This is a genomic window from Cellvibrio sp. BR (assembly GCF_000263355.1).
Classification (GTDB): Bacteria; Pseudomonadota; Gammaproteobacteria; order Pseudomonadales; family Cellvibrionaceae; genus Cellvibrio.
On record NZ_JH668202.1, the window covers coordinates 223,550 to 237,537 of the forward strand.

General features: G+C 47.1%; 8 protein-coding genes. All 8 read right to left on the minus strand.

Annotated elements, in window-relative coordinates; translation table 11 throughout:
* Positions 1-9 precede the first annotated feature (9 nt).
* Positions 10-2,046, minus strand: a complete 2,037-nt coding sequence (gene brxL / locus O59_RS11265) for a protease Lon-related BREX system protein BrxL (RefSeq protein ID WP_040392245.1) — start codon at positions 2,044-2,046, stop codon at positions 10-12.
* Positions 2,047-2,118: 72 nt separating this feature from the next.
* Positions 2,119-4,743, minus strand: coding sequence for a BREX-1 system phosphatase PglZ type A (gene pglZ / locus O59_RS11270; RefSeq protein ID WP_007642677.1), 2,625 nt, complete (start codon positions 4,741-4,743; stop codon positions 2,119-2,121).
* Complete coding sequence (locus O59_RS11275) at positions 4,740-5,495, minus strand: hypothetical protein (RefSeq protein WP_050977049.1); 756 nt, start codon at positions 5,493-5,495, stop codon at positions 4,740-4,742. Before O59_RS11275 ends, pglZ begins: the two co-directional genes overlap by 4 nt.
* A 9-nt stretch (positions 5,496-5,504) precedes the next feature.
* The gene (locus O59_RS11280; RefSeq protein WP_040392246.1) at positions 5,505-6,695 is read right to left on the minus strand and encodes an AAA family ATPase; all 1,191 of its coding nucleotides are present in this window, start codon (positions 6,693-6,695) and stop codon (positions 5,505-5,507) included.
* Positions 6,696-6,829: 134 nt separating this feature from the next.
* A complete protein-coding gene (pglX, locus tag O59_RS11285; protein ID WP_157152558.1) occupies positions 6,830-8,590 on the minus strand; it encodes a BREX-1 system adenine-specific DNA-methyltransferase PglX in 1,761 nt (586 codons plus the stop codon).
* The gene (locus tag O59_RS11290; protein ID WP_040392247.1) at positions 8,587-11,601 is read right to left on the minus strand and encodes a reverse transcriptase domain-containing protein; all 3,015 of its coding nucleotides are present in this window, start codon (positions 11,599-11,601) and stop codon (positions 8,587-8,589) included. The genes pglX (O59_RS11285) and O59_RS11290 overlap by 4 nt, the downstream gene beginning before the upstream one ends.
* Positions 11,598-13,451, minus strand: a complete 1,854-nt coding sequence (gene pglX / locus O59_RS11295) for a BREX-1 system adenine-specific DNA-methyltransferase PglX (protein WP_007642687.1) — start codon at positions 13,449-13,451, stop codon at positions 11,598-11,600. Before pglX (O59_RS11295) ends, O59_RS11290 begins: the two co-directional genes overlap by 4 nt.
* Positions 13,448-13,987, minus strand: a complete 540-nt coding sequence (locus O59_RS11300) for a Fic family protein (RefSeq protein WP_007642689.1) — start codon at positions 13,985-13,987, stop codon at positions 13,448-13,450. The genes pglX (O59_RS11295) and O59_RS11300 overlap by 4 nt, the downstream gene beginning before the upstream one ends.
* Between the last annotated feature and the right edge of the window lies 1 nt (position 13,988).

Sequence of the window (13,988 nt, forward strand, 5' to 3'; positions counted from 1 at the left end):
GTTAGTTAACTAATCAACTCCCAAACCCTTAAAAACCGCATCTACAGGGTCTGCATAAAAACTGGTTTGGAATTTTGTAAATAACTCAGCTGGAATAGTTGGCAAATCCATCGCGCTCGCCATGGGCAATGCAACACGTTTTGCACCTGCATCGAATGCGACTTGCAAACATTCTGCAATGCTTTCTACGGGAGTTACACTACCTCCAAGACTCATATCCCCCATCACCACCATTTGGTTTTGAATAGGCTTGCCTAATAGGCCCGATGCAAAGGCAACTAAGCTGGATAAGGCTAAATGATTAAATGGCCCCGTATTCTGAAGCTCAACCGCGTGCAAGTGGAAATCATGGTCCATGACTTTTGCGGCACCGCTAATACGGCTTGCATTGGCTTTGAAATAATCAAAAGCAATTCTCACCTGTTCCTTTGCGGCGCTGGAATTCCACAAACCTGAAGTTGCCAATTTGCCTGAGCCTTTTGTGACTTGCAGTTCTAGCCTGTACAAGCCTGGCATACCTTTGCTACTTAACCCAATGGTATGAATAACACCGGGTTTACCTGGGCCTTCTGGGATTAGGCCGCCACCGCCCTGCTCTTTTACCGATACAAAATATTCCTCGAAGGTGGAATTATCGATATAGCTGAAATGCACATCATAAAATTCCATTCCACCGATTTTTTTGAGCTGCTCTTTAACGCGGCGACGCACTTGTAATGCGTATTCTAAACATTCACGCACATCTTCTTTTTCAAATTTTCCATGTGGATACAACAATTTGATCAAGCCAGATACGGTTTTTCGAACCGCGATGACATCACGCTGGTTTAAGTTATTACCAAGCTTGAAATACTTATCTATCGCATCTGAAAAACTACGCTTACGCATTTCACGATAAAACTCGGCCAAGTAATCAACAATCAAGCCGTACTTGTCAGTAAAAAATTCGGGCCGCATTTTGGGGATTTCCCAGCCGGGAATGTAGGCATGAAAGCGATCAAAAAATGCTGAGTCAATCATCGCCTCTGGGAATGGCGCTAACAGATGACTCGTCTTGACTAAGGATTCAACGCTTTGATTGATGTTGCCCACGAACACCATTGACGCATTTGCTTCCATTTGTTCACGGCCGCGCGCAAAAGATCCTGATGCCATGAAATCTTTCATGATCTGCACACCGTCTTTATCTTTAAACGATATGCCGGCCACTTCATCGAATGCCACCACATCCCATAAGCCAACAAGGCCTATGCGGCGCGAACTCATGTTATAAAACAAATTGGCAACCGTGGTTTGACCACCAGAAACCAAAATGCTGTTTGGTGAACACTCTTTATAGATATGACTTTTACCCGTGCCACGCGGACCTAATTCACACACGTTGTAGTTGTTTTCTACGAAAGGAACCATGCGCGCCAATAAATGCCATTGCACATCTTTAGCGAGTGAAGCAGGCTCCATTCCAATAGACCTAATGAGGGTCTCTCGCCATTGGTCGGCAGTCAATGCAGCGCGGCCCTCAAACAGCTCCCCCATGTTCATATTGGGCATTTGAATGGGTTTTAGCAGCGTCACACCAAAAGGCGATGATGATTGGCCTTCATCGTGGTAGTAACTCAATGTAGCGATAACCCAAATACCACCCACTAAAAGCTTTTCGTATTCTTTAACAATGCCCGCTGAAATCTCGGCATTAATGCCCAAATTACTAAAGAAAGCTTCGTATTTATCTTTCTTTTCATTTAACCGAACGGTCACGCGATCAATCACTTTGTAGGTGCCACGCTCGCGCACAAGTGACTTCACTTTTTCAGATTCGTCGGGACGCACGTAGTTTTCAACCAAAACAGTTTTAACGTTGTTCAGCCCTTGCTCAATAACTTGCGGATCGTCGGATGCGCAGTACATACCAAGCAAATACTCCAGCACATATACCGGTACGTTGGCACCTTCTTTAATAAGCTTAGTTAAATCCTTACGAACCACTCTGCCACCAAAGTGCTCGTTTAGCAGCTGGTCTAAATCTTTATCGTTCATAGTATCCATTGATTGCTCTCTTGGTGTTGTATGCAAACCCCACCCCTGCCCTCCCCTTAAAAAGAAGAGGGTGCTGAGTTATTAAAAAAAGTCGTCGGTAAACGCTAAATCTATGGTCACCCTATAGCGTTCAATCTCCGTATTGAGGTCCTTATCTTTTAAGATGAGGAAATAATCTTTTTTGCGATCAAATTCTTTTCCGCTTAATGACAAACGAACTTGTTTAACGCGATCTGCTATGGAATCTGTGGCGCTATCGAAGGTGACTACTTCCTCACTCGATACCAATACTTCTGCATCGTAAATTGCAGCAGAGACAGTTACTGGCTGAACCAATTCACTGACTGCCTCGGTTTGCATTAACTCAAAGCGCTGGATGTTGTTAACCATTTTTAACGCAGGCTTGGGCGATATTACGCCCACTTTGCGCTTGGTACGTTGCTCCGCCTTTTGGCCGCGAAGCTGTTTAACAACCAATACAGGAACCACAATTTCTTGCGGCATAATCCCTCCGTGCACAAACCGAGCACCGCCCACAAAGTGAAAACGATTCGCGCCTTTCGGCACCCAGAAATGGGTGTCGGACATTGTTCCTGCCGTGTGTTGAGTAGAACCGAACCAAGCACCTGTTGGCGTTGGTAAATTAAAACCAACCACATACCGCTTTTTACTTTTTATGGCATTTTCTGGCTTTTCCATTAATGCGGTTTTATCAGATTCATTCAATTTGCTTTGCTGGAAAATAAAGCCATGATCTGCCGTTACTACAACAGTAGAGGTATTGAAGTGCATTAAGATTTTGCGGGTTAATTCGGTTAGCTCTTCAATGGCCTGCTCTACCGCAAGAAAAGTTTCCGCTTCTGTCGCAGCCACATCACCGCGAGCATCGACCACATTGTGGTACACATAAACGAGTTGCAGATCCTTCAATATTTCCCGGCCGTCGTCTCTGGACCAATTTTTAATGTCTTCTGCGGTAATCGCCATGCCGCCATGTTTAGTTAATATTTTATTGCGGGAATTTAATCCCTTGGTGGATTTACCATCGACAAATACATCTTCCCCGCCGTTTTCGCGGTACTCAATGGTTTCATGGGGTAGCAGCGACGCCATACCCAGTGCGGTGTAACTGGGCACAACGCCTAATTGAGAGGTCAAATTCGCTTCGCAGTAGCGCTTTTCGTTTATGCGATCACGCAGCTCTACGGCTGCTTCATAGCGGAAGGCATCACTAATAATGACTACGACCCGAGACTGCTTCGCCTTAGCAAAAATTGGGGCTACTTGCTTGCGGTAAAAATGTTGCTGATTCTCTACACCCTCTAATTTCCAATTGGTTAGCCTATTTTCTGCATCGACATTGTCGCCCCAGTTTTTAGCAAGGTTATCGATGTACCAATTGGCGTAGCATTGTTCGACCGCGACATCCAATTTTTTGAGGATGTCTACCTGTGCACGATTGGACGCTTCGCAATAGTGTCGATAAGCTTGGTCAAATTGATACAGATCTGTTTCGTAAGCATGGTAAATAGCTTGCACACTATTAAAATGAAACCCCGAAGCATGGCTATGGCGCAATAAAAATAAATCGATAGCAGCCGACAAAGCCTTGTAGCTGACGCGATATTTTTTGCGTTTATCATCGTCTTTATGGCGCGACGCCCAATAGTTATCGAGACGATTGGCGATGACCGCCGCAAACTCGCCAAGAGTCGCTTGGTCTGCGGCTGGAATAGCCTGTGCTATCTCTACAATAATTTGATGTTCAATTTGCTCGAAGGTTGCCGCCTGCGATATAGCCGACAACTCCAGGTCTTTTAATTTTTCATTTACACGTAGCGCTGCGGCCACCCAAGTAGATACTTCATCAAATGCCTTGTAATAACGCGAGCTATCGCACCAGCGAGACAATAAGGCGCGTGAAGTCGCGCGCGCGCTACCAGAGGCCATCACTAAGCTCTGCGCCCATGCGGGAACCGCGCCAATGCTTTCACAGAAACCTGTAGCGAGCAGGCGAACTAAAAACTGACCAAAATTAAAGGGTTCTTCGCCAGCCAATTCACCCGCTGTCGCTGGGTAGCCGACTTCTAACTGCAACGCCGTTACCCATGCCGGAATAAGGCCAAACTTTTCTAACTCAGTAATGGCGGCAGGAATTTCTTCTAAACCGGATTGCGCGCTTACCATTTCCTCTGCAAGCGCAAAGAGAATATGCGGTAAATCGCAGGCTTCTGCTTTTACTACCGCCGCGATCATCGCCAAATCTAACTCAGCTTCATTGAACGTAGGTTGCACGTAACGCTTTAACGCATTAAGACGCGCTTTACTCGAAAGGAATTTGTCACGTTGCGACAAATGCTCGCGCAAGCTTTGCTGGTGCAAGCCCAACTCATTAAAAATAATTGAAAAACGGTCGGCATAAAACGAACGTGAATAGAGTTTTATGTCTAACAGCCAATCATTTTCTGGTTCAGGTTCTGCCTGCGGAAAATACAAAAGGTATTTGCCTGTTGTGTCCTCACGTTCGAGCTTGAGTTTTACACCCAATACCGACTCACCTTTCATGTTAAGGACAGTTACGTTTGGCAAATCCAATGAAGGCAATTCACCCTCGAAATCATTTTCAGGGTCATACCAGAAAACAATACGGTGGTTTTCTTTGAAGAAAGCTTGTTCTAAGCCTTGTTTGAGTTGGTCTAAGTTCATTCGGGTATTCCAACAGCTAACCGGACAGCACCTTCAAGATCAGCTTTAAAGGTATTGTAAGAGGACATATCAATACGCAAGACATCAATTGCATCGGCTTGTACAAGTGTATTTATCTGATCTGTCGAAGCATTATTGTTTAGTGCATCCGCCAATTGTGTTTTTAAAGGATTTGCACCGCGATCATTACCTGACTCCTGCTCTAACGCTTCACAGTGTTGGTAGGCGTTGGGCTTTACGGCACATAGCAACCATGCTTCAGACTTCGGGTTCGGTAGCATAGCCACACCCAAATCATAATTTTCGGCAGCAAAACCTTTCACTATTGAAGCGTATTTATCTCGCCAATTGCCTCGCCCTGCGGAGGCAGTGCCATCCGCATCACGAAATAGTACAGCAATAACAGTATCGTTAACTTCTTCAGATTTTTGTTTTGCAGCAATTGCCAATGTGCGAGCATTTTCAAAATAATATTGGGTTTCAGCTGGCTTCTTTTTTCCGCGTAAGTCCATTGCTTTTTTAATGGAAACAGGCCGATTACTTGCTAAAAAATGCTCTGACACAAAGCTCACTCGACTGGTATTGATATGAGATATTTCATAGGATTGTTTAGTGTCTATGTATTTTTCAATCAATTTATCAACAACCCAAGCCATCGGCCCTGCTTTGAAATTTTCAGAGTCACAACTATCCATAGCTGGATTGCAGCACCCGATATCGCTCGGGCCTTCCCCGCTAAGCAACAAATACATTGCAATCTCCTATTGCTTGCGAAGCAATAAATTTATTACTTCAATTTCTTGATGCAAATTAGTTAAATCTGTATCAATAAACGCCTCTCCTGGCCCCATAAATTCCAATTTTTTAGCCATAGAGGGAATATCAAAAAGTCGTATTGCCCGAGTTAAGCCGTGGGTGTTTTTGTAAAGGCAAACGACGCCTTTTTTAGCGGTTTCATCTTCCAAATAATTCAGAATCATCGGGCTGTGTGTGGTGACAACTATCTGCTGCTTAGCCTTAACTAAATGATCAATTAAATATTCGATGAGTTCTGGATTGATTCCATTTTCAATTTCATCAAACAATAAAAAATCACTTCCAGCTTCTAACTGAGCCAGAACGGCCATAAGACGCAACATGCCATCATTCATGTGGCGCGCTGTTGTTTTTAATTTTTGATCTCCAAAGCGCTCGGTAATTTCTAATTGCTTCCAGCCTGAACGCAAAGATTTAGTTTCAACACTTTCCAGTTGTGTATATACACTTACCAACTCACTCTTTAACTTTTCCTTAACCGCAAAACCTGACTCGTGTATAAATGCAGAAAGTTTCTCTCCGCCTAAACCTAATTTTCCATCCGCTGATTTATTTCGGCTGCGCAACAACTCGGGCGACAATAGATCCAAAGATCTAATTTCGACAATGACATTCTTAAGAGCTTGAAGCGCTGGATTAATCTGACTTTCTTTAAGGCCAGATAGAATTGACCCCTGATACTCAAAAACGATGGGAAACTTTTCTGCAATATGGGGAACCTTGATTTCATTCAATATTTTTGTAGTATTTATGTCTCTTGCGATTGTGCAATACGCATCATCCACCCTTAAATACATTGCTTTATTAACTTCGACACGCTCACTCGTACAATTCAGTGATTTACGATTAACGCTACCGCTCCAAATAATTTCACCAAAATTTGGATGATCAACTACAACCTTAAAATTAATATTGCTTTTAGATGTCAGCTTTGAATTTAGATCAGCACTGTCCCATTGACGCTGCTTGAGCCAATCATCCAAATTACCTATCATCAGTTGCGATAGGAAATCCATTGCTTGAAGCACAGTGGATTTACCCGCACCGTTTAACCCTACCAAACAGGTAAATTTCTCTAAGTTCAGCTCGAAATCCACTAGGGATTTAAAGTTGTCTACCCATATAGACTTAATCATTGGTTAGCCTCCAAAGGCGCGGGTTAATTCACTACAACCCAGATTGGTACGTTATCTTTCTTAGCGATGCTTCGACCGCCGATTTAATTAACAAAGCTTCAAAGTTTACTGTTATTTAAAGAGCAAGGCACTGATTACTCATTCGCCCCTCCCATTATCGCCTTAACATCCGCCAACAAATCCCCGAACTTGCCGTAGTTTACTTTTACGCCGTCATCGAGATCCAGGGGGATGCGTTGGTCGGCGTAGTGGCGGAGTTTTTCGTCGAAGGTGCTGAGTTCGGCTTGTTGTTTGTGGAGTGTGGCGATTTCTTTTTCCAGCTTTTTAATTTCTGGGGTGCTGGTGCTGGCGTCTTTGTCTTGTTCTAGTTTATTTACGTGGGCGGCTAACTTGGCGGTGAGCGGGATTACGTATTGGGTACGCATGCGCGCTAGGGTGCCTTCGTTATAGCGGTGCAAATACACTAAGCATTGAAACGCTTTTTGTTTGCCGCTGGTGAATAGCCAATAGATGGGGCGTTTTTTGTAGGTTTGGGTGTGGTCTTTGTAGAAGCTGTCGCACAGGTAGCGGCGAATAGTTTCGCGGCTGCTTTCGCCTTTTTTGGGCGATAGGTTATCGGCCAAGAAACCTAAGTTTTCTTCTAGGTGTGCAGCATCCCATGCGGTAGCGATAAATTCCTCTAGGCGATTGGCGGCATCGTCGCTAAACCATTCTTTGTCGGTGAGCGGAATAATGCCGTCGTCATCGGCTTTAAATTTTTGGTAACGGGTTGGATCAAAACCTTCGTTGCCGCTGTGGGCATAAATTAAGCCGGGTTCGTCAAGACTGTAGCGACCCATCATGCAGCCGATGGTGTAGGACACCAGTTCTTTCATGGTGTCTGATTGTAGTAACGCACTTAACTCATCCTCGCTCTTGTTTCCGCTGTAACGGTAATAGGGATTACAAGTGAGGGTGATTTCTTTTGATGCTACTTCGGGTGTCAGCTCTTCCTGTAAACCATATGCATCAATAAAAATGCGGTTATTTTCCTCTTCCAAGCGCTGCATTTTTAATGTCATATCGCGCCAATAAGAGTGGAGTCTCATATAAGTGGCGCTGATTAAGTGCTGTCTGTGATAGAGTTTCAATAATGGCGGATTAGTGAAATCCCATGAGGTTTCGTAGAAATCCCAATCTTCGCTTGAAAGTACTACCAATTTTTTCGAGTTAATGTGAACAATGTGTGCGCTTTCATTAAGATCAATAATTCTAATTTCGCCAATTTGATTGGGGCCAAAATTCACCGAAGGGGCAAGTATTTTTAAGACTTCGACTCCAACTTTCGAATTAAGAAGCGCCATTGAAATATCTTGCTTTTTTTCGCTACCAAAAGCGCACATACCTGCATTCGTAAATATAAAACCTTCACCAAATTTCCTAACACTTATAAGATCCGACGATATTGCACTCCACGTTATTCCATTTTCAAAGTAATGCCCCATACCGGTAACAGTACGCGTCACAGAGTTGTATTTCTCTTTGGCGAGAGATTTTATTTCCTCTCCATCATTAAACCATTTTAAAACGGATTCATGAAAGCCATACCATTTTCTAAATCCACCGCCATGATTTATAGGAACCCATTGTTTATCCGATACAGTTTTTTTTGTAATTTTTGAAAACGACACCTCTTGCCATCTTCGAATAAATCTCTCATTGTCAAGAGTCTTCATACCCTGTGCGGTATCCAAATGGTCACCAAGCCTTGAACCCGACTCGAATGATTGAATAATTGATTTAGATGTCCAATATGCAATTGAAACACCCGGAATTTTTTTGAAATCTTCAGCCGAAGCCTGAAAAAAATATTTTTCCATACTCTGCTCACATCTATTTTTTTGATTCTCACTCATTCTTTCTCTCCCGACGGCAATAACTTGCGGCCATAATCAATTTCAAATCCATCCGGCACCGGCTTAAACGGTTTGGCAGGCGAGCGGTAGCTACTCTGGAACTGGCGCAGTGCCTGCACGTCGATCTCGCCGACCACGCAGTAGTCGGTGATACCACCTTTGACCCGCAGCAAGTCGCGCTGCCAACTCTCTTTAAACGGCGCACGAATGCGGCTGTCTCCGTATTGGCGGTCGTTACACTGGACAATATAAGCATGTATATCCAGCGCAGCGGACTCCACTAGGGCATTGAATGTTTCGGTGTCCGGATTCCATTCAGGCACAAACAGCGCATCCACCTTACCGCGCAAAGCGGCGCGGTGACTGATGTTGGTCAGCTCAGAACAGATCAGCAAGGCAAAGCGCAGGTCGCCATGCTGTAGGATGGGCGGTATCTTCCAGGCTTGGTCTGGCCGAAGCTCCAGCCCAGCCAGTCGCTGTAGTTCCTGCTCTTCGTGCAAGGCTGGGCGCTGTTTGTCTTGGCGGTAGATCATCAACGATGGAAAGCCCAAACCGTCGTGCGAGAGTGCTGCCCATACCTGATTGCGCACCCGTGCCTTGCTGGCGTGCAGATATTCGATGCCAGTGATCAGCGAGATGCCGCGCCCCTGAAGCTTGCGGGCAATTCGAATGAACCAGTGAGCGGGCAATGCCAACTCTGGTAGCACAAGGTAGCGACTGTGCTGCGGCTGGGCGATTACGCCATCAAGCAAACGGCATAAGCGGCCGTATCGTTCCGCATCCGGGTCAGGCATGCGCATGACCGAGGCCGTCCAGCTTTCAATCTGGGTTTTCCAGCTGGAAACGGCCACGCCGCAGCGACGTAGCGACTTGCCATCGGGAATCTGCAGAACGCCGTGTTTGTCAACGGAGGGCGCTGCATCACCTAGCTTGAATCCACGAACGGCGAGCACGACGGCTTGCATGGCTTGGCGCCCTGAAGCCTCATAGGCTGCCTTGTTCAAGATGAACAACTCAGGCAGGTTGTACGGACGGGTGGCAAACAACAGCCCGTAGGGTAGAACCTTCAATCGAATCCAATCCACGAGGTGCAGACAGCCGCTGAGTACAGCCTCGGGCAACAAGTCGAGCGCTGTGTCGCAATGTGTAATGGTCTTTCTGGCTGGTATGCCACGCTGAGCCACCATCTCTTTAGGCAAGCCGATGAAACGGAAAGGCATGTGCGCCAGATCGAACGAGAACAAGCGGGCTTGCTGAGCTTGGAAGCCCTTGGAAGCCGGATACCAATTCAGGAATGCCTCGACGTCCGCTGGCCGGTAGTCCTCCATGTGCTCTTGCCATGCCTGCTTACCAGCTTTGGAAAGGCGCGGTGGAAATGCTGCGCTAATGCTTTCCCGTACGGAGGTGTAGATCTGCTTTTGCCAGCGATCCATCAGTTCGCTGGCAGGCCGCACATTTTCTGGTGGGCAGGCTTTGATGCCCAATTCACAATCTTGCGTGAGTTGAGTGCAGAGTTGCTCAAGCGCCAGCAGCATCTTGCGCAGAGCCTCGAAGTCTTCGCAGGCCGTAGCAAGGCGGATGACCCGAGGCAGGTACACCGCCAGATCAAAAAACTGGGGTAGAATGAGCACATGCTGAACAAAAGCGCGGAAGAAGGCTTGCCTGTGTGCTCGCCAAGCTTCTGGTGGCAGGTCGCGTTCGTAGGCTTCAAAGTCGCGCAGCTTGATCGCAAAGCCAGCGCGGCGCATTGTCAGCGCATCGGCTTTGCGAAGGTTGTCGGCGGCTTCACCGTCACTTTGCGTAGCAGCCAGCAGGTCGGTGCCCACATGGCTGGCTGAGCGAGGCAGACGAGGCATGGCACGCCATTCACTAGCCCGTTCGTGGATCTGGTGGGCGATGGCATCCACCAAAGTTTTGCCCGGCTCACCCGTCAGCATGAACACCTTATTCTTGGCGTTGGCAAAGCGGATCTGGCTGTCACTCAGGTAGACCGGTTGGAAACCGATCTGCTTTTTCTCTTGATCTGCCCATCCCAACTTTTCGTCGAACCGTGCGAACAACCACTCCCACAGCTCGGCGGTGGAGCGGAAGTTGGCACCGTTTTCCATCACCAGCAGGATGTCATCCACATAGCGACCGTAGTACAGCGGTGCCACCTGCTTTTCAACGATGCGATCCAGTTCGACCAAAGCGACGTTGGCTACCACAGCTGAAGCGGGCAAACCGACAGGCAAGCCCTTTTCCAGCGGCGTAGCTGCCGCCCAAGCCTGCAGAGCCTGAATAAACAGGCGATGGAGTTGGTATTGCTGCTTATCCAGCTCCAATCCCAACACTTCAGTGAGGAAGGTCGGATTGAGCATGAAACTTGGATTCAGCTCGTGGTAGAAGGAACTGACATCCGCAGTAAGAGCTACGATCTTTTTGTTGGCATCCAGCGCGGCACACATAGCCTCGATGCCGTTGTCTCGCCAGTCGCGGAAGGGCTTGAGGTAAGGCTGGAAGGAGCCAAGCGAGAGCTGGTTGATGCCTTTGCCGTCTTGCGTGCGACGCAAGCGGTTGCCGTAGGCACAGCTCGTCAACTTGGCATCGAACAGGTGGCCGACCTCCAACATCCATAGCGAGGACAACACATGGAAGTCCAAACTGCATTGGGCCATAACTCGGAATTCGGCCTTGGGCTTTTGAGGCTCGTCACCTTCGGCCAGCAAGCCGCAGGCGTGTGCCCACTCCTCGGCCGGCGAAGAAAAAATGAGACCGTTTCCATGTTGTTCGCGGTACTGCTCCCAACACGACATATCCACCGACTTGGTCGCCAACGTCCAACTACCGATGAATTCGGGCTGTATGATCCAGCTTTCATCCTCACCTTCAAGTTTGACCAACAAGGCGCTGAGATTGGCGTGAAGATTTTCTTCGTAGTCCGCAATCGCTTCCAACGATGCGTGAGACGAGTAGTACAGGTCTACCTTCGCTTTGCGGTAGGCCAGACCAAGGTCTTGGAGGGTAGTCATACAGTTCTACCTTGAACGATGGCCTTGGCCATCATCTCCATCTTTTCTGCTTCTGAATTGCCATCTACCAAACGCATGTAAGCGCCCTGATAATCTGGCTTGTGGACATTCCCAAGCACGAATGCTGTAGTAGAAACGACTTCACCGCCAATACTATCGAAAGCACGCGCGCCTAAATGCGCCATCGAAAGAATGGTGTGTTGATTTAAAATACGGCTACGCAGAGACTCATATGAGGATAGAAACATCCAGCTCTGCATGGTAATCATGGCTACTGCGCCGCCCCCCGCTGCAAGATCTAGATTTCGTTCGATGAACATTGCAAACAGATCAGACTTACTGTTGGAATAATTATTTTTTGCAAAATCTCTTAGTTGTGTATTCATGCCTTTGCCACCCATGTACGGCGGATTAGCCACAACAGAATCATATTGCTGCGCCAATAACTCAGCTTGTTTTACCAAAACCTGCAAATTTTCTAGCGATTCTTTTACAAATAAATCATCACTATTGGATTCACTGAGTTGTTTCAGCGCTGGCAATTTTTCTTTTAATCCACTCGGCACCTGAATTAGCGAACCAAAGGTTGTTGCGTGTTCAAATAAATTTTTTAGTTCAATTAAATCATTTACCTCCAACCCGTATTGCGCAAGATTAACACCACCCACTAAGGCATCCACATCAAACCCTGTGCTATCCACCATCGCCATAACATTGAGCTTAATATCCTGCTCAAACAAACGGCGGTCATCGTCGCGGCCTTTCATCATAAGTGCAAAGCCGGTGAGCTGTGCGGCGCGCTGGTCTATATCTAAACCAAACAGATTTTTTTCTAAAATTAATTGCGCAATATCGCGTTGGCGGTAACCGCGCTCTAAATAAATGGCTTTAAATAAATCGTAAGCTTCTACCAATATATGGCCAGAACCACAGGCGGGGTCTATGAGCGTTAGCTCTTCTGGGTTGAGTGCGCTGGGGGTTATGGCTTTGAGTTGTGCGTTGACTTCATCGGTTTGTTGCGCGGGGGTTATGTAGTATTCCATTTGCGCTTTTAAGGGCGACTCTGGGTAGGTGGCCAACCACTGCGCGCCCAACGAATTTTGCACCATGTACTTCACAATCCAGTTGGGTGTGAAAAGCTGGGTGGCGGCGGGAATATCTTCTGATTTAACGACCTTGCCGATAACTTCATCTTTCTTTTCTGAAATATAAAACTGGTACAGCCAGCCAATAATTTCTACGCTTTGCCAATCTTCCTCGGGGATTTCATTGACCAATTCATGAATTAAGGAATCGGTTTTGGTGAGGTTTTCGGGCAGTAGTAATTCGGTTTCGTCGTCTACCGCTTCAAATAAAAAGGGCATGGCTTTGTGCAGCGCATGGCATTGGGCGAGCAAGAGTTCACGGTAAAGCAATTCATCTTGGGTGCCATCTAGCTTGAGGTTGCGCACTTTGGTTTGGTCTAGGCCTGCGAGGTCTATATCTAAACAGTCGTCCAGAATTTGAAAGCTGCCGATTTGGTCAGGGTGGCTTAGCACACGGCGGCCATGTTCTAAATAATCTTTCAGCTCCATGTAGCGAATGGCGCACAGGCGATTGAACCAGCTGTAGGCGACTTGCTCGATCACTTGGGTGAAACCGAGTTGTTTGATTTTTTGTACGAGCGCCGCGCGGGGCTTGATGATACTGGCAGGGAAAGGCCGCCCGTCTATCAGCGCGAGATCGCCTTTTTGCTCTAAAGGTTCTATGCCGCTTTCGGTAATGCCGTATTTGGCGGCTTGCTTGGTAATGGCCGCGATAAAGTTGTTACGGGCTTGGGGGGCATAGCGTTTGATGTTGCTGGTGTTCATTGGGAATCCTTTTGGGCTTGCGCCAATTGTTGTTGGCCAAGTGCTGTTAAGCGGTATTGTTGTAGGCGGCTGTTGGGCTTTTCGGGCAGGGTCATTTCAATTAGCCCTGCCTCTAGCAGCCGATTAATTTGTTTTTTAAGTTCGCCCGATACCGTTTTATTGCCTAGCTGATTGGCTATAGCTGCTTTGCCCAGTGGCTTATCACGCAGTATCAACACTACCCGTGCAGCCAGCTTTGACTCTAGCTGTGATTCTGACTCAGGCCGTGACTCGGGCCGTGACTCGGGCCGTGACTCGGGCCTTGAGTCCAGCGCGGCAGGCAACAAGTGCGCTTCTGCTAAGGGGATAATAAAGCGCACACGATTGGCGATTTCGATAATTTGCGGCTCGGGCAGGCCTTGGGCTTCGGCAAAAATGCGCTGTACACCACTGCCCCATTGCTCAAGCTTGGGGGACGATAAATCGCGCTTGAACTCCAGCTGTTTGCCCTCGGGCTGCTGGAGTTGGTGGTGAATAGCGCGGTCTGTGAATACCATG

Coding starts and splice junctions, on each gene's coding strand:
- brxL (WP_040392245.1), bottom strand. CDS start 2,046: ATGGATACTATGAACGATAAAGATTTAGACCAGCTGCTAAACGAGCAC.
- O59_RS11290 (WP_040392247.1), bottom strand. CDS start 11,601: ATGACTACCCTCCAAGACCTTGGTCTGGCCTACCGCAAAGCGAAGGTA.
- pglX (WP_007642687.1), bottom strand. CDS start 13,451: ATGAACACCAGCAACATCAAACGCTATGCCCCCCAAGCCCGTAACAAC.
- pglX (WP_157152558.1), bottom strand. CDS start 8,590: ATGAGTGAGAATCAAAAAAATAGATGTGAGCAGAGTATGGAAAAATAT.
- pglZ (WP_007642677.1), bottom strand. CDS start 4,743: ATGAACTTAGACCAACTCAAACAAGGCTTAGAACAAGCTTTCTTCAAA.
- O59_RS11275 (WP_050977049.1), bottom strand. CDS start 5,495: ATGTATTTGTTGCTTAGCGGGGAAGGCCCGAGCGATATCGGGTGCTGC.
- O59_RS11300 (WP_007642689.1), bottom strand. CDS start 13,987: ATGGTATTCACAGACCGCGCTATTCACCACCAACTCCAGCAGCCCGAG.
- O59_RS11280 (WP_040392246.1), bottom strand. CDS start 6,695: ATGATTAAGTCTATATGGGTAGACAACTTTAAATCCCTAGTGGATTTC.